This is a genomic window from Methanobrevibacter sp. V74, assembly GCF_963082495.1.
Taxonomy (GTDB): Archaea; Methanobacteriota; Methanobacteria; order Methanobacteriales; family Methanobacteriaceae; genus Methanocatella.
Genome location: NZ_CAUJAN010000003.1, coordinates 46,862 through 63,865 on the forward strand (window position 1 = coordinate 46,862; position 17,004 = coordinate 63,865).

At 30.0% G+C, this 17,004-nt stretch carries 15 protein-coding genes; 6 read left to right on the forward strand and 9 right to left on the reverse strand.

All coding sequences use genetic code 11. The annotated features are described in order from the left end of the window. Positions 1-194: 194 nt before the first annotated feature. The gene (locus tag Q9969_RS05095) at positions 195-3,557 is read right to left on the reverse strand and encodes an Ig-like domain-containing protein (RefSeq protein ID WP_305555134.1); all 3,363 of its coding nucleotides are present in this window, start codon (positions 3,555-3,557) and stop codon (positions 195-197) included. Positions 3,558-4,301: 744 nt separating this feature from the next. Between Q9969_RS05095 and Q9969_RS05100 the strand changes: the two genes are divergently transcribed. After that, the gene (locus tag Q9969_RS05100; protein WP_305555136.1) at positions 4,302-4,592 is read left to right on the forward strand and encodes a hypothetical protein; all 291 of its coding nucleotides are present in this window, start codon (positions 4,302-4,304) and stop codon (positions 4,590-4,592) included. After that, positions 4,593-5,486, forward strand: a complete 894-nt coding sequence (locus Q9969_RS05105) for a tetratricopeptide repeat protein (RefSeq protein ID WP_305555139.1) — start codon at positions 4,593-4,595, stop codon at positions 5,484-5,486. 14 nt (positions 5,487-5,500) lie between these two features. Here the strand turns inward: Q9969_RS05105 and Q9969_RS05110 are convergent, their stop codons facing one another. Further along, a complete protein-coding gene (locus Q9969_RS05110; RefSeq protein WP_305555142.1) occupies positions 5,501-5,899 on the reverse strand; it encodes a PaaI family thioesterase in 399 nt (132 codons plus the stop codon). A gap of 95 nt (positions 5,900-5,994) precedes the next feature. On the opposite strand from Q9969_RS05110, the gene Q9969_RS05115 reads away from it, so the two are divergent. Beyond that, complete coding sequence (locus Q9969_RS05115) at positions 5,995-6,471, forward strand: GNAT family N-acetyltransferase (RefSeq protein ID WP_305514841.1); 477 nt, start codon at positions 5,995-5,997, stop codon at positions 6,469-6,471. A gap of 144 nt (positions 6,472-6,615) precedes the next feature. Here the strand turns inward: Q9969_RS05115 and Q9969_RS05120 are convergent, their stop codons facing one another. The 5 genes from Q9969_RS05120 to prf1 all read right to left on the reverse strand — a co-directional run bounded on the left by Q9969_RS05120 (position 6,616) and on the right by prf1 (position 13,464). Continuing rightward, entirely contained in the window at positions 6,616-8,007 is a 1,392-nt protein-coding gene (locus Q9969_RS05120) for an MFS transporter (RefSeq protein WP_305555145.1), read from the reverse strand. Positions 8,008-8,012: 5 nt separating this feature from the next. After that, positions 8,013-8,447: a MarR family transcriptional regulator gene (locus Q9969_RS05125; protein WP_305514836.1), complete on the reverse strand. Its 435-nt coding sequence runs from the start codon at positions 8,445-8,447 to the stop codon at positions 8,013-8,015. Between the two features lie 570 nt (positions 8,448-9,017). After that, positions 9,018-9,956 carry a tetrahydromethanopterin S-methyltransferase subunit H gene (gene mtrH, locus Q9969_RS05130; RefSeq protein ID WP_305514834.1) on the reverse strand — a complete coding sequence of 313 codons (939 nt, stop codon included), beginning with the start codon at positions 9,954-9,956 and terminating at the stop codon, positions 9,018-9,020. 593 nt (positions 9,957-10,549) lie between these two features. Further along, positions 10,550-11,884, reverse strand: a complete 1,335-nt coding sequence (gdhA, locus tag Q9969_RS05135) for an NADP-specific glutamate dehydrogenase (protein WP_305514832.1) — start codon at positions 11,882-11,884, stop codon at positions 10,550-10,552. Between the two features lie 335 nt (positions 11,885-12,219). Then, positions 12,220-13,464 (reverse strand): peptide chain release factor aRF-1, encoded by a 1,245-nt coding sequence (gene prf1 / locus Q9969_RS05140; RefSeq protein WP_305555148.1) that lies wholly within the window; start codon positions 13,462-13,464, stop codon positions 12,220-12,222. A 105-nt stretch (positions 13,465-13,569) separates the two neighbouring features. On the opposite strand from prf1, the gene dusB reads away from it, so the two are divergent. Continuing rightward, positions 13,570-14,547, forward strand: coding sequence for a tRNA dihydrouridine synthase DusB (dusB, locus tag Q9969_RS05145; protein ID WP_305514828.1), 978 nt, complete (start codon positions 13,570-13,572; stop codon positions 14,545-14,547). Here dusB and Q9969_RS05150 read toward each other — a convergent pair. Then, positions 14,536-15,507, reverse strand: a complete 972-nt coding sequence (locus Q9969_RS05150; RefSeq protein WP_305555151.1) for a hypothetical protein — start codon at positions 15,505-15,507, stop codon at positions 14,536-14,538. The two genes, dusB and Q9969_RS05150, sit on opposite strands and share 12 nt — an antisense overlap. A gap of 90 nt (positions 15,508-15,597) precedes the next feature. Here Q9969_RS05150 and Q9969_RS05155 point away from each other — a divergent pair, with 90 nt between their 5' ends. After that, positions 15,598-16,116 (forward strand): zinc ribbon domain-containing protein, encoded by a 519-nt coding sequence (locus Q9969_RS05155; RefSeq protein WP_305514824.1) that lies wholly within the window; start codon positions 15,598-15,600, stop codon positions 16,114-16,116. On the opposite strand, the gene Q9969_RS05160 is transcribed toward Q9969_RS05155, so the two are convergent. Continuing rightward, a complete protein-coding gene (locus tag Q9969_RS05160; RefSeq protein WP_305514822.1) occupies positions 16,108-16,542 on the reverse strand; it encodes a GNAT family N-acetyltransferase in 435 nt (144 codons plus the stop codon). The genes Q9969_RS05155 and Q9969_RS05160 overlap by 9 nt on opposite strands. Positions 16,543-16,611: 69 nt before the next feature. On the opposite strand from Q9969_RS05160, the gene Q9969_RS05165 reads away from it, so the two are divergent. After that, complete coding sequence (locus tag Q9969_RS05165) at positions 16,612-17,001, forward strand: UPF0146 family protein (RefSeq protein WP_305514820.1); 390 nt, start codon at positions 16,612-16,614, stop codon at positions 16,999-17,001. Positions 17,002-17,004 lie beyond the last annotated feature (3 nt).

The following is a 17,004-nucleotide window of genomic DNA, read 5'->3' on the forward strand; positions in this document are numbered from 1 at the left end:
CAAACAAGTTTTTGAAAGTGCCAATGAACGGGAAAGATAAATAAAATTATATTATTGGCCGATAAATATTAGATGAAAAATATTTTAAATGGAATAATTTTATCAAAAATAGCAGTTTAATTAATCAAAAAATCAATTATATTGAAGAAAGTTTTCTTGTGAAAAATAGAAAAAGTTGATAGAGAATTTAATCCCTATCTTTTAATTTTTAATTTTTTAGTTACTTTATCATTTCCAAGTTTTACCTGATATTTGTATTTTTTACCAACTTTAAGTTTTTTAAGCATGGATTTTTTAACTTTCCAAGTAGCTACACCTTTTTTGCCGGTTTTAACATTATAGAATTTACCTTTAAATTTAATTTTGAGTTTTTTGTTTTTGAGGTATTTTCCATCAACCTTTTTAAGTTTAATTTTTACTTTAGTAACCTTTTTAGACTTTTTAACATTGTAATTTTTAGCTTTAATAACATGTGCAACTTTTACAATGTTTTTAACCTGCACTCCTTTATAAGAAGATATTATAACATATTTTTTAGGTTTTACATTTGTTTTAACTTTAAAAACAGCATAACCATACTTATCAGTAATGACAAAGTATGTTATGCCATTGAATTTAATGGTTACATTTCCGCCAGCTACAGCTTTTCCATTAACTGTCACAAGAACTTTATAATATGCTTTAGCAGAGTAAACAGCATTGACATTTGAAGCTTTTAAAACAGGTTTTGGAATAGTAATAGTAGTGTTTTTAGAAATACTTGGGTACTTATCATCCCCTGAGTAAGTTATAGTTGCATTGTAAGATCCATGATTTAAATCATCAACAACAATAGTTGCACTACCATTTACTAACTCTTTAGTATAGGTTTTATTTCCAATAGTTACAGTTAAATTACCAGTAGCATCAGTCAAATTAATACTAAATACAGGATTAGGGCTTCCATCAGGAATGGTCACATATAAAGTAGAATTTGCATCAATAGGTACTTTTTCTTTAACAACAAAACTGGATTCGATTGAACTGCCTTTATAGTTATCATCCCCAGAGTAAGTTACAGTAGCTGTGTAATTATCTGGATTCAAATCAGTAATCTTAACGGTAGCTTTACCATCTTTTAATTCAGCAGTATAATTTTTACCCTCAACAGATACAGTTAAATTGCCAGTTGCATTAGGTAAACTGATTGTGAATGTAGGAGTTGTACTGTTTACAATTGTCAAAACATTACTATCTAATTCAACTTCACCAACAATAACTTCAAATGTAGGAAGCGCATTTGTCATGGCAAATTCATAATGTTCCATATCTTCATATACAATGTTTGAAGGTGTGTAAACTCCAACAGGCAATAAATTAATATCGAATGACACTGGATTATCATCTTCTGATTCCACATAATTAACAATATAATCAGTTCCTCCAATAGTTATGGTATAATTACCACCTACATTAGCATAGAATTTACCAATAGCATGATTAGGATAAGTTACATTATCTATAGTCAATACGTAGTTAATTTCTGCTTTAGCAATAGCAATAGTAAAAGTATAATTAGCTCCATTGTATGAATCATTACCTTCAAATACAGCAGTGATTTCATGAGCTCCTATTCCTAAAGTACTAGCATTTAATACAAATTCTTCACCGATGTTTGCTCTACCTAATTCAGTTTCGCCTTTTTTATAGATAATTACTCCGTCGATACCCTCTAAAGTGGTTGTGACAACATCAAATGACTTGTCATCCCAAGTTCCAGTATAATAATTATCATCATTATGTTCATGGTTAACAGTGACATTTAAGGTAACATCTTTTTTAGACGATCCGTTGATTACAACTGAATATCTTAAAATATTGTTACTTTCAAATGCATATTCACCTTCCATGAATTTGTATGCATAATAACTTGCGTTAATAGTGAAATCAGCAGTTTCATTTACAACAAAACTAAATGCACCAGTGTAAGTTCCCCTTACTGGATTATCAACAGCTTTTTTAAATCCTCCAACATTAAATTCGATTCTTTCAGTAGTTGGATTATCAACAGAAGAAGTAAGGTAATATTCAATATAAATTGTAACATTGCCTTCAGCAGATATTGTAATGGTGTCATTACTAATGTAGTTAGCATCCCTAATAATTAATTCGCCGATTTTTGGTTCAGGGTATACAGTAAAGACTGCATTTGTAATATTTGCCCCATCCTGACCTGTTACATTAGCATAGTACTCGCCAGCAGCTAAAGTAATATTTTGACTGCCTTTTCCACCAGTTACGGTTACTTCCACCATAGTTCCGTTAACATCAATAGTGTATTTGCCATCAATTGTTGCGGCAACTTTGATTTCGACTTGACTTTGTAACGTTACATCTTCAACAGAAACTACAATTTGATTTTGAGCAGATTTTTCAACAACATGAACAGTTACTTCGTTACTTTCAGCTGATGCATAAAAATCGCCACCATCTTTTTTGTAACTAGCAGATAAAGTATAATTACCAACAGGTAAAGTTAAAGCAGTAACAACATTTTTAGTTAAAGTAATGTTTTCAACACCATTAACATATAATGTTATTACACCATTTCCACCAGTTAAGCTAGCTAACACATCAAAACTTGTGCCATTCTCAACAGTAATTTCAGTGCCGCCATTAACGGTTAAGTCTAAAGTATTTGAAGATAAAAGAGTGTATGAAGCCCCCGCAGACACATCACTTTGCTTATAATTACCTTCACCCGGGAAGTAGACACCATACAAATATCCAGTATAACCTGGGGAATGAACTGAATCAGAATAATTACCAGTTTCACCAGCATTAATAGTTAAAACAGGATCAGCATAATAATAATTTAAAGTATCATAAATTTTAACAACACCAGAAGTTACAACATTATTATTTTCATCCTTAACCGTAGGAATAACCGTAATATTATTATTAATTATTACTTCACTTGGAGACAATTCCAAAGTTACAGTAGTAGCCAAAGGTTCAGAATTTTCAACAACATTTACATTCAATATATTGGAATAAATATCATAATTGTCCTTAGGTACTTTAAATAAGAAAGAATAAGTGCCCACAGATGTGAATGTTAATGGAGCACCCTCACCACTTGTAGCTACCCCATAAGTTGTTGATGGAAGCAAATTCACATAAGTATTCTGATTTTCACGAATATAAACAGTATCCCCACTAGATGGAGGACCATATGATGTATCATAATCAGTACCCATTTTAACATAGATAGGGACATTGACAGTAGCGGTTATTACTCCGCCAACATCAACATATCCACTTACAGGAGTTAAAGAAGTATATGCTGTTCCTTCTAAAACATCATCGTTAGAAGCCCCTAGAACTTCATTACATTTTTCATCACCGACATTAACAGTGTTGCCTTCCCTGGCAACATCATCAACATCATCTATTTCATTTAATTCACTTATTTCAAGAGAATTATCATAATCTGTTAGATTTACATCATTAATATCATCTGCAGCACTAACAGAACCTAAGAATAGTAGAGTTATGGCAATAACTAAAACAGCCATAATAAATTTATTATTTTTAATAATTTCACCTCAAGTACACAGATATAATAAAAATATATCTTATAGTATTTTAGGTATAACTAAATATTTAAATATTACCATTCAAACAAAATAAATCAAAAAATTAAGTCAAATCAACAATAATTTATTTCAATTACCCTTTAAAGTTAGCAATAATACTGCAATAAAAAGTAATTTCATCAAAAATAGCTATAAATCTGTTGATAATCACAACAGTCAAAATTCTATAAAAAATTTCAGAGTCTACGGCAGTGCAAACTCCGAAATCAAAATTTTTCACGACTTGATAATAAATCACTTAATAGTTATTGCATTCATTACATATAAACTAAATGGTTAGTCCAAATGCATATCCAAGATAAAAATGAATTAAACAATCTAAATTTATAAAAAAAGCCATACAAATCGTATTATTTATTAAGAATATGAAAATAAAGTATTTAGAAAGTATTTAATCAGATTATATTGCAAATTTTAAAAAAAAAGAATTTTAATCTAAATTCAAAATAGGCAAACTTCAGCAAAATACGCAACAACGGTTTTCACCAGAAAATAAAACAAATTACATATTAACAATATTCTTGACAACTACATGATAAAAATAATGTTTATTTAAGCTTAAAAATAATAATAACAAATCAATATTATTCAAATTACATAATAGATACATTTAAAAATAATTAAAATAATATTAAGTAATTACAAATTAAATTGGTGGAAAATATGCAAATTAAAAGCAATATTATTATTAATGACATTACTCGTATGAGCGAAATAGCTAAACTCTACAGCATTACAAATCAAAATGAAAAGTCTAGAAAATATCACAAAAATATTATTAATCTTTGCGACAAGTTTCCAAAAAACGAAGCAATGCTTCAATTCAAAATTAACTCCTTAAATTACCTAAACAAATCCTATAAATCTCTTGAAACAACAAATGAACTGTTACATATTAATCCCTACAACATCCTCGCACTAATTAATATTACGACTTATTTAAGGAGAGATTGAATGTTTAAAAAAAATTCATTTGAAAAAATACTTAAAAAAGCTGAAAAGGAATTGCAAAATGAGAGATATGGTGAATCTAAAAATACATATCTAGAATGTCTTGCACTGGAACCTGACAATGTTTGCGTTTTAAATAATTTAGCTCAAATCTATAGTATTCTTGGAGATAATGAAAAATCAAAGAATTATAATGAAATTCTTTTAGAAGAATGTAATAAACAATTGAAACATACCCAAGATGAAACTATTTTAATGCTTAAAACCAATGCATTAATTTCTCTTAAAAGAACTCTGGAGTTAAATGAAGCTGTTGACGCATTATTAAAGATAAATTCAACCAATATTGTAGGATTATTTCAAAAAGCCCATTACTTAGAAAAGACTAATCAAAATCAAAAAGCGATTATATGTATTGATAAAATCATTAAACAACAACCCCATAATATTTCAGCATTGCTTTTCAAAGGGAGGAATTTAGTTGAATTAGAAGAGTTTAAACTGGCTGAAAATGTTTATAATATTGTCTTTAAAATTGATCCGAAAAATGAAAATGCTGCAAATTTAAAATCACAACTTCTCAAAAAGAAAAATAATGTTAATATAACACCACATGATTTTATGTATAAAGCTCTTAAACATTGGCAAATGAATGATTTTGAAATTTCTGCGAGTTATTTTAAAAAAGCAATAGATTTAAATCAAAATTATGATGAAATTTGGTTTGCGCAAGGTGAATTATTTATTAGAATTGGTAGAATTGGAGATGCAATACAATCTTTTAAAAAAGCATTTGAAATTAATCCAGATAGTGGCGGCATTGAAAAACACGATGCGTTTTTTAAACTGCTTGAACGCATGAAAAAAATTAATATCCTATTTGGTTTTGAAAAATAAAAATTAAATCTAGTTTATAACTTAAAACCAGTTCCGACAAACTGTGCAACGTCCCTGCCCAAATCATCAGATATGTTAACAATTATAATTGATGATGTTCGGCCACTTTTACGGCAAGTTGCCTTGGCAAAGAGTTTATCCCCTTTTGGAGCAGATAAATAATTAATACTTACTTGTTGAGCAACTGTTAATTGGTGTATTTGATTTGAGAGAATTGCAAAAGCGAAATCGGCCAATGTAAATATTACTCCACCCATTACTCCACCATAAGCATTTCTATGTTCATCACTTAATTCCAAACTACAAAATGCTTCATCTTCAGTTAAATCATCTAATCTTATTTCAGTATTTACTGCAAATTTGTCTTGATAGAAAAATTCTCTTGCACTTTCGACTGAATCATAATTAACCATATTTAACACCTACTAATTATTTAGATATTCATTATAATTAAATATTTTAAATACCTGTCAAAATTAATATAATGAGAAATTATTATATTAATAATATGGAAAAATTAACTTTGAAGATAGCTGAAAGACAAGAATCAGGTTTAATTTTAGAATACATTAAAAAACTTGCTGATTATGAAAAAAGATCAGATGAAGTTATTGCAACATCCCAAGACATTGAAAAATGGGTCTTTGATGAAAATCAGGCGGAAGTAATATTTGCTCTTCTAGATGGCGAACCAATAGGTTTTGCACTATACTTCTTAAGTTTTTCAACATATACTGGAAATGTAAATATGCATCTTGAAGACCTATTTATTGAACCTGAACACAGAAACAAAGGTTACGGGAAAGCACTTCTAAAAGAACTTGGAAAAATAGTACTTAATAGAGGTTATGGACGCTTTGAATGGACTTGTCTTTCTTGGAATAAACCAAGTATTGATTTTTACTTGTCAATTGGAGCTGAAATGAAAGATTGGGAGTTATTCCATTTTAAAGGTGAAGCTTTAGAAAAATTTGTGAATGAATAATCATCTCAATTATAATGAATTTAACAATAGCTGAAAAAGCATGCTGAATCCATATAATATCATTTAAGGATGCTAATCTTGAATCTCCAAATACGGTTTGTAAAATTTATATTGCTAAGCAACTAGAATTTTAAAGGAATCAAATTAATGATTCCTATTTGTGTTAAATTCATCTTTTGAATGTACTCCAACAAGAGAAGCGAAAACCGCAATTATACATGCAATAAAACAAATCAAACAAATTGTTTGAGATGCCTGAACAATCATAGTTGCATATTCATGGGATAATTTTAAATTGCCCATAACCCAAGCAAATACCAATGTTAAAAGACCCAAACTCATTGTCTGACCAATTGTCCTCATTGTTGCTTGTGAAGCAGATGCTGTTGGAGCATATTTTGGTGGAACAGAACTCATAATCGCATTCATATTAGGACTTGAGAATAAACCCATTCCAATACCTTGTAAAATCATGGCTAAAACAACGACGAATAATGGAGTGCCTTCATTGAGAAATATTAATATTCCTAATGATACTGCTGCAATTCCAATTCCAACTGCTGCTAATTTCTGTGGATGAATTCTATCAGATAACTTACCAGTATTCGGAGCCATTACTGCCATTATAATTGGCGTAATAACTAATATTAAACCAGACATTTGGGCATCCCAACCCCGCACATACTGAAAATGGTAATTTAAAATAGTTGTTACAACCATTATGGCGAAATAACTACATAATGCCGCAATATTTGATGATGTGAACTTATTATTTTTAAATAAATTCAAATTAAATACAGGGAAACTTTGTTTTAACTCATAAACACCGAATATGCATAAAATTATTATACCTACTATGGTTAAAATAACACCTCGAGTATTTACTAAAGAGGTGAATCCATAAATGAATGTTAAAATACCTATTCCCCATAAAATAGAACCTAATTTATCAATAGGTTGGTTTTCATAGGTTTTCCATTCTTGTGGGATTTTTACCGCCATCAGTATCATACATAAAACTAAAAATGGAATTACAAAATAAAATAGCGATCTCCAACCTAGATTGTGAACTAAAAATCCTCCGATTACCGGCGATAGTGAGGTTGCAAGATAAACACCAGTTACAGTAACACCTAAAGCTTTACCACGATTTTGTGGTTTAACTGCTTGAACTACCATAGCCATTGATGAAACATTTAAAAATGATACACCAATCCCTTGAACAATTTTAAATAATAAAAAGGATTCTGTTGAAAAAGAAAGACATCCTCCAATAGATCCTATCAAATATACAATAATACCTGCTAAAAGTGATTTTTTAACTCCGAATTTTCCTGAAATTTGACCTGCCGGAACGGTGAACACCGCAACAACTAGGAAAAATATTGTTGGAATCCAATTTTGAACTACATTATTCATTACAAAATCCTGTGCAATTGCAGGAACACCAATTATTATCCCATTTGATAAAAATATTGCAAAAAAAGATGTAATGAAAGATATAAACATTACAATTGTTTCAAATTTTATTTCCATATTAATTACTTCCCAATAATATTCATAGAATTAATTGAAATTTCTTTAATTCTTCTTTTTAAATTTTCATCGGCTTCAGTTAATCCTACTTTCATTTCCCAATCTTTTGATATTTGTCTTACTTTAGGAACTATTTCATTAGCTTTAGATGTGGTTTTTAACATATATTTTCGACGATTTTCAGGATTAATTTCACGTTCAATATACCCTTTATCTTCAAGTTTTTTTAAAACTTTAGCAATATTTCCCTTACTTTGAGCCAATAAACTAGCTAAATCGTCTTGTGAACAATCAGGATTATCATGAATAAACAGTATGAATCGAATGTCATGATCTATACCTAAATCACCTAATTTTGAATTTAAGTATTTTAATTGATTTTTAGAGATATTATGAATCAATGCTATAAATGGAACATTATCAAAAATTTCTTCATTCATAATTATAATTTATCTTAAAACATTATAAACGTTTCTAATGAAACTGTTTAATATGAAACATTAAAAAATTAAAAAACAATAGGAAAAATGCTTTTTATTAATTTTCTTTTTCACTTGCACTTGCAGACAGAGCATATAATTCAGAACCCATAAGAAAATATATAAATGGCTAAACAGGTACATCGATATGTCCAAGGTGCAAAAACAGGACATTATAGACTAAATAATCTAACAATCTTCTGAAAGGACTTATATGCACGAAAAATAATACAAAAGAGTAATAATTCTAATAAAAAGAAAATTCAACGAAAAAAACTATAATGGAAGCACAAAACTACAAAACAAATGAATCAAACTAGAAGAGGCATGATATTTACATAACACTCCAAGTATTTTAAGACGAAGGTTTCTGCAAGGTTAATAGTTTATTATTAATTAAAGCACCGGACGTGTTTAGGATGTCCAGTGCTAATTCGGTATTTTTGGATTAATGTTTAGATTTGCAAATATCATTGAAAAATGATACTTAGAACAAATCGATATTGAGGTTTGAAAATGTTATTAACAAGATTATAATAATTTATTCATAGGGTGATTTTCAACAGGCTCAGTTCCTAAAGGTTTTGAAGCCTCTGAAATGAACATGTCTGTTTGAGCAACTGCAGGGAATGCGATTTTAGCATTTTCAATAGGTCCAAAGAGAACAAAGTCTCCTGCACACATAACTTGAACAATGTTTGCACCAATATCACAAACAGTAAATGCAGTTTTATTTCCTTCTTTTTTATAGTCTCTTAACCAATCCCATGCAGATGGAACGTTGTGAATACCAGATCCAACAGGATAACCCCATTTTGCTTTTTCAGCAAAAGAAGTTCTAGCAGCAATACCTGCTCCCTGACCTAAAGGAGTCACAGCAGTATCCATCATAAATTTATCAATACCACAATCAGCAGCTACTTCAAGTAAACCTTTTTCATAAGCACCATCATCTCCGTTTTCCCACATATTCATTTTACCTTCAACGGTTGCATTCATTGGGTTGAATCCTAATATGATGGAAGCGGAAATGTTTGTTTCGGCAAGTGCATCTAATTCAGATTTATCTGCTGCCATGTTAATTGAGTTATAGATTGCACGTTCGGTTAAGCCTACTTCATCAGCGTACTGTGCACCAGCAACTCTAGCATCACCAGAGGTAGAATCTATAAGGAAAGGAGCGTCACAAATTTCACCAATGTATTCAATATATTTTGGAAGTGCTTCGACAGTTTGTCCGAAAACTTGTACAATATATGGATTACCGGTTACATCTGAAATAGATGCCATTTCATTAACTAATTGTTCAGCTCTAGCTTTATCGAAATCACCAATCAATTCATCATTAATAATGTTGTGTCCACCATAGAAAATGGTTCCTGCTAAAACAGTAGGATATTCCCCAGGTTGTCCACCCATTTTGACTCCGGCAAAGTCAAAAACTTCTTGTTCTTTATCAAATTTAAACATTTAATTTAACCTCATTATTTTTCGACTTAAATATTAATTCTATAAAATTAACATTAAGTCAATTGATTATTATTTTTTAATATATATAAATTTAATGAAAATAATTTAAAAAAAAAAAAATATTTTGATATACTGTTTAAAATTTGTAAATCAAAATTATACAGTCCTCAGATAAATAAAGATTTAATAATAATCTATTTTTATTTAAAATAAGTAATATATAAATTACACAAAGAAAATAGACTCCAAATTCGCAAAATAAATTATTTATTATAATTAATCATTATAATAAAAATTAATTAACAATTTCGAAAGATATTTTTAAAATAAATATTATTAATTTGTTTTAACATCAATAAAGAAAAATAAATCAAATAAAGATTGTATTTTAATATATGAAATGAAGTTAATGTAAAAAGTATTTTTCACTTCAAATCAAGATAAAATTTTAATACAACATTATACTTTTATTATAGAAGAAATGAAGAGAATTTTAACATCAATTGATGAAAAAATCATCTTCATTAACATCATGATTATTTTAATAACATGATGTTATTATTCATATCTTCTAGTGTAAAATTAAAGCAATATCATACAATTCCTTGTGCATTCATTGCTTCAACTACTTTTTTAAATCCTGCAATATTTGCTCCTGCCACGTAATTTTTATCCATTCCATATTCAGTAGCAGCTGCAGCAACATTTGCAAAGATATCTTCCATGATGCCTTGAAGTTTAGCATCCACTTCTTCAAAGGTCCAAGATAATCTTTGTGAGTTTTGAGACATTTCAAGTGCTGAAGTAGCTACTCCACCTGCATTGGAAGCTTTGCCCGGTGCAAATAAAACATCGTTTTCTTGCAAGTATTCAGTTGCTTCAATAGTAGTTGGCATGTTCGCTCCTTCTGCAACAGCCAAAACACCGTTTGCAACTAATGCTTTTGCATCTTCTAATTGTAATTCATTTTGAGTTGCACATGGAAGGGCAATGTCACAATCAATAGTCCAAACATCTTTACCTTCATGGTATTCTGCACTTTCCCTTGCTTCAGCATAAGCTGTTAATCTTTCACGTTTTACTTCTTTTATTTCCTTAAGCAATGCTACATCAATTCCTTCCGGATCGTAGATCCAACCAGTAGAATCAGAACAAGTTACAGGTTTACCACCTAATTGTTGTGCTTTTTGAATAGCATAGATTGCCACATTACCTGCACCGGATACTGCAATAATTTTATCTTTAATATCGATATCATTGGCTTTTAACATTGCATTAGTAAAGTATAATAACCCATATCCAGTCGCTTCAGTTCTTGCAAGAGATCCTCCGAAAGTCAATCCTTTACCAGTTAATACTCCTTCGTATAAACCTTTAATTCTTTTGTATTGTCCAAACAAGAAACCAATTTCTCGACCACCTACTCCAATATCCCCTGCTGGAACATCAGTGTCTGCACCAATATATTTGCATAATTCAGTCATGAAACTTTGACAAAATGCCATGATTTCCCTATCGGATTTTCCTTTGGGATTGAAGTCAGACCCTCCTTTACCCCCGCCAATTGGAAGTCCGGTTAAAGAGTTTTTGAAGATTTGTTCAAATCCTAAGAATTTAATAATACCTATATTTACAGAAGGATGGAAACGTAATCCTCCTTTGTAAGGTCCAATAGCTGAGTTGAATTGTACACGGTATCCTGTATTTACATTTACTTGCCCTTCATCATCAACCCATGGGACACGAAATTTAAATTGTCTTTCAGGGTTAGTTAATCTTTCAAGGAGCGCATTTTTTCTGTATTCTTCTTCATTTTCTTCAATTACAACCCTTAGAGATTCCATTACTTCACGTACAGCCTGATGGAATTCAGGTTCTGAAGGGTTTTGTGCTATTATATTTTCAATTACTTCATCTACATATGACAAAAATATTCCTCCAAATAAAATTTAAATTAATTTTTAAATATCATTAAAATTTAACAATATAGTTAATTATATACACCTTCTCATATTTAAATATTATTCATTTTTACCATAATTTATATAAGATTATTCGAATAAATTAATACAATTATTAAACAATGAATAAAAATATATAAAAGAAATTAGTAACTTAAACATGTCTTTTACCATATTAATCTACAATCAACAATAAAAATAATCAAATTATAAACAAGTCGGAAAGTACCTTCCAGCAAAGAAATGGTGGTGGAAAAACCAAACTTAAAATAAAAATAAAAAAATAGAGCCATATAAAATGACTAATATTCAACGTAATATCTAAGCACTGCTGCAATTCCACCAAATGCTCTTAAAAGTTGCATACCCTCTTCAGTTTCAGTGGAAATAAATTCTACATCAGTATTTACTTCTTCAGCCCTTTCAACAAATTCATCAGCTAAATCAATTGAAGAAACTTCTTTTAAAGTTTCATTACAATTAGGGCATTTTTCTTTAAGATTATCTGCTTCAGCTTGTGTTTTAACAGTAATGTCCTTCTCATATCCGCAACCAGAACAAGTAAATTTTTTACGCATACTATTTAAATCTTCAGATAAAAGTAAAACATCCACAGCCCCCATGATTAAGTTATTTCTAACTTCCTTTTCCCCATAAGAAGCAAGTCCTTTTTCTTTGATCAATTCCTTAATAAACCTTTGAACAAGTTTCTTTTCATGCATTACATCAAGGTTTTCCAAATCATCAGCAGACTTGGCAATGACCTCGCGAATACCTTCTTCACCAGTGTAAGAAGTATCAACTATACTTATAACTTTATTTTTAAGTTCATATTGAAGATAATCCCCATCATAGAAATCTTTTTTAGTAAATCCCGGCCCGCCAATAATAATTCCTTTCAAATCGTCTTTAAGTGGTAAATATGATTCATTCATATGTTCACCAATACGTTTTAAGAATTGATGAGCAAGATCTTCAATTACACGGTCAAATCTCCTTTGAGATTGTCCTCCGGCTTTGTGTTTTCCAGGAACACCACTAGTTAAATGACCAAGAATATTTTCCTTTTTACCTTTTAAAGTACCATAAGTAGCTTCATTTCTATCAATAACCGCCACACCATAAACATCATGCTCTTCAATCATGTACTCCAATGGTTCTAAGAAAAATTCATTATTACATTTATACCAGTAAGTTGTGATTGGTTCCAGCGGTTCCAAAACATATTTTTCCATTTTTTCAGTACCCGGACCTCCTTTGGGAATCATACCCACAAATAAAACCAAACCATTTTCCGGCGGTTGTTTATATAATTTAATACTCTCTAAAATTACTGCAATCGCAGACTGTACATTTTTTCTTGTTTGTTTACTTTTAATGTTAGCACTCTGACCCATTTCGTCTCTCATGTGCTTACCAACATCACTTAATTGTTTAGTTGGTGGAATATAAACGGAAACAAGCTCTGTACCTCTACCTCTTTTATTTGCTAATTCTTTTAAGGTTTTTTTAAATTCATATAATTCTTTTGATGATACTTTAGCCATGTTATCCCTAAAAATTAAATTAATATAATAGTTATAATTATATAAATACAAATATAAATAAGTAATGAAAAAACTATCAAAAATGCATAAATTAATGTGAATTTTATGAAATGGAAAATTGGAAATGTTAAAATCGACAACCAAGTTGTTCTAGCACCTATGGCAGGAATATGTGATTCAGCATTTAGAAGAATAGCTAAATCAATGGGCTGCGGACTGATATCAACAGAAATGGTGTCTGATAAGGCAATAGTGTATGAAAACACAAGAACCAAAGAAATGTTATACATGACCAAATTCGAAAGACCAATTGCACAGCAGATATTTGGTGCTGAAGTAGAATCATTTGAAATTGCATCTAAATATATCTGTGAGAATATGAACCCAGACATTATTGACATTAATATGGGCTGTCCAGTTCCTAAAGTAGCCATACGTTCACAGGCAGGAAGTGCACTTTTAAAAAATCCTCAGAAAATAGGTGAAATTGTTGAAGCAGTAGTTAAAAGCATTGATGTTCCAGTCACTTGTAAAATCAGAAGTGGATGGGACAATAGCTCCATTAATGCCCTTGAAGTAGCTGGGATTATTGAAGATGCAGGAGCATCAGCAATTACGGTCCATCCAAGAACCCGTCAGCAAAGATATAGTGAAAATGCCAATTGGTCCATTATAAAACAGGTGAAAGAAGCATTGTCAATTCCAGTTATTGGTAATGGAGATATCAGAACATGTTATGATGCTCAAAAAATGATAGATGAAACTGGTTGTGATGCAATAATGGTTGGAAGAGGAGCATTAGGCAATCCCTGGCTTATTCGCCAATGCATTGAGTATTTAGACAAAGGAATTGAACCTGAAAACATCACAATTGATGAAAAGCTTGACATGATAAGAAAACATGCTGAGTTGATTAGTGAAATTATGCCTGAAAAAGTAGCCATGCATAAAATGAGAACCCATAATGCATATTATCTTAAAAATCAATGGAGAAACTCTGAGATAAAACCTAAAATATTTAAAATAAATACAAAAGAAGAGTTATTTGATTTGCTCAATGAATACATTGAGTTAATCAGTTAATTTCATTTTTCCAAATTTTTCAAATAATTCTAAATCCTTGTCTGAAATAGTATCGATTTCAAGCAGATCCATTCCAGAAATATCCCTCACTTCACGAGCTAGATGAACATAAGTATCCGGATAATCATTATATCCAAATATATGCCAGATAATGTTATCCTCAAAAACAATTTCCAAATACCAATCATAACCTTCTAAGTCATCAGGATTGCGTGTATTTGATTTAATATGGTATTCATCGAAAATCCATGAATAAACATGATATTTTTCTAGGAGACTATAAATTAACTCCTTATCGGCTGAATCCATCTCTTTTTCAATATATCCCTCGATTGAATTATTTCTAAAATTAACTATTAATCTTGGGTTTGGAAGTTCATATGGATAAGTTTTGTAATGTCCAAATTCAATTGCTTTAATTGGCAATTTATCCTCCAGATAAACTCCATCGCCTTTAATGTCAAAATAAAGTGGAGTTGCCAATTGCTTTTGATAATTCAAATGCAAAACATCAAAATCAAATAAATCATTTAAAATCTCACCAAATTTAACCCAGTTATCCGGAAAATTATTTTTAAAGCTATACTCCTCATAACTGTCAGTTGAATAAATAATCACATTACATGAATAGATCAACTCTATTTTTTCAAAATAAGAAAAATCTTCAGATTTAAATCCATCAAATAATTTTAAATTATGAAAATCACCTAAAAAATCATCAATCTGCCTATCAATTAAATGATAGATTTCACTAGTCATTTTACGCCTTAAATCAACAAGTATATCCCTCCATGAATCATCGCAAAGTGGATTTTCATTTAAAAATTTATCCCCATTTCCTCGCTCTGAGATTTTATAATAAGCATTTTTATTAACAAAATCCAATGTAAAACATTCATAATGGCGGTTCAGTCTTTTAAAGTTAAATCTTTGGGTGACTTCAATTTTTTTAATCATCAATTATTCTATCTCTTACAAGTTTAATATATTTATCCGGCATTACAAACATTTATATAATAATCATTTGTAATTATTAAAATAAGTGATAATATGATAAGAAGATGCCCACAGTGTGGTACGGCAACAGATGATATGTATGGTTTTTGTATAAAATGCGGTCATGAATTTCCAAAAATTGAATCTGATGCAGACAGATGCCCATTATGTGGATATAATAATCCTGAAGAAGCAGATTATTGTGTTAAATGTGGAACTCCATTAGTTTTTAAACAAAAATTTCCAGGTGACCCCGATAGCAATTTGAATCCAATTGTTATTAAAAAAGAAATTTCAGATAATGCTCAAAATTATAGGAAACCAAAAACAAGCAAATGGTTAATAATTTTTGGATATATCTTCTCTATTCTTGGAGGACTCCTAGGTTTAATTATTGCAATTTATTTATCTACAAGAAAAGATCCTGTAGCTAAAAAACATGGACATATTCAATTATCAATATTCCTATTCTATTTACTGGTAATCATCATATTGATTGCAACCAGACAAATTCCATCTGACATACTAACCCAATATAAACAATTACTTGCAGGAAATTTTACATCAATTTAAAGGCAAGTACATTACAATAGCTCCGTCACCATTATCGTAATACCCCGGAACCACCCTTTCAACTTTAAAGTTAAATGTTTTATAAAATTCAACTGCACCGGTGTTATTTTCATTTACTTCCAAATAAATCGTGTCTAGATTTAGAAGTGAAAGTATAGAAATGGCTTTTACAAGAAGTTGAGTTCCTGCTTTTAGGCGACGATGATTTTTATCAACAGCAATGGAAATAATATGGCCTTGCTTTTCATATTTAATCCAAAAAATCACATATCCAATTACATAACCCTCATGTTCAGCTACCAAAAATCCAACACCCATTTCATGTAACTGTTGAAACATGTTTATACCATAAGATTGGTCAAAAGACATGTTTTCTATTTCAAAAACTCTCTTTAAATCATTTGGATTAAATTTCCTTATAATCATACAGAATAAAAATATAAAATACAAGATATTTAATAGTTTGTATTACGAATATAAAACTGAGGATATAAAATGTGGAATGATTTTGAAGAGTATATTCTAAACGAAGTTGGAGACAACAATATTAAAATTGCAGAAGTTGCTGTTGGCAGATTCGATAAAATTGCAAACAAATTAGCTATGAACGAGAACATAACTCTAATAAAAACAGATATCCACCCCAAGGATAAAAGTATTATAAGAGACGATATTGCAAATCCGAATCTAGATTTATATAAAGGTGTAGAGGTTATTTACTCAATCAGACCCCCAAGCGAACTTCAACCACATTTAGTGAACCTGGCTTTAAAAATCAACGCACAATTAATCATTAAGCCTTTAACTAACGAAGATTTAAATACTGGTAAAATTAAAATGAAATTAAAAAATTACAAGAGAGCTAGCTTTTATACTTTAAGGTGATGA

Excerpts from the sequence above, each read along its gene's own strand:
- Q9969_RS05095 (WP_305555134.1), bottom strand. The coding sequence starts at position 3,557 with ATGGCTGTTTTAGTTATTGCCATAACTCTACTATTCTTAGGTTCTGTT.
- Q9969_RS05100 (WP_305555136.1), top strand. The coding sequence starts at position 4,302 with ATGCAAATTAAAAGCAATATTATTATTAATGACATTACTCGTATGAGC.
- Q9969_RS05105 (WP_305555139.1), top strand. The coding sequence starts at position 4,593 with ATGTTTAAAAAAAATTCATTTGAAAAAATACTTAAAAAAGCTGAAAAG.
- Q9969_RS05110 (WP_305555142.1), bottom strand. The coding sequence starts at position 5,899 with ATGGTTAATTATGATTCAGTCGAAAGTGCAAGAGAATTTTTCTATCAA.
- Q9969_RS05115 (WP_305514841.1), top strand. The coding sequence starts at position 5,995 with ATGGAAAAATTAACTTTGAAGATAGCTGAAAGACAAGAATCAGGTTTA.
- Q9969_RS05120 (WP_305555145.1), bottom strand. The coding sequence starts at position 8,007 with ATGGAAATAAAATTTGAAACAATTGTAATGTTTATATCTTTCATTACA.
- Q9969_RS05125 (WP_305514836.1), bottom strand. The coding sequence starts at position 8,447 with ATGAATGAAGAAATTTTTGATAATGTTCCATTTATAGCATTGATTCAT.
- mtrH (WP_305514834.1), bottom strand. The coding sequence starts at position 9,956 with ATGTTTAAATTTGATAAAGAACAAGAAGTTTTTGACTTTGCCGGAGTC.
- prf1 (WP_305555148.1), bottom strand. The coding sequence starts at position 13,464 with ATGGCTAAAGTATCATCAAAAGAATTATATGAATTTAAAAAAACCTTA.
- dusB (WP_305514828.1), top strand. The coding sequence starts at position 13,570 with ATGAAATGGAAAATTGGAAATGTTAAAATCGACAACCAAGTTGTTCTA.
- Q9969_RS05155 (WP_305514824.1), top strand. The coding sequence starts at position 15,598 with ATGATAAGAAGATGCCCACAGTGTGGTACGGCAACAGATGATATGTAT.
- Q9969_RS05160 (WP_305514822.1), bottom strand. The coding sequence starts at position 16,542 with ATGATTATAAGGAAATTTAATCCAAATGATTTAAAGAGAGTTTTTGAA.
- Q9969_RS05165 (WP_305514820.1), top strand. The coding sequence starts at position 16,612 with ATGTGGAATGATTTTGAAGAGTATATTCTAAACGAAGTTGGAGACAAC.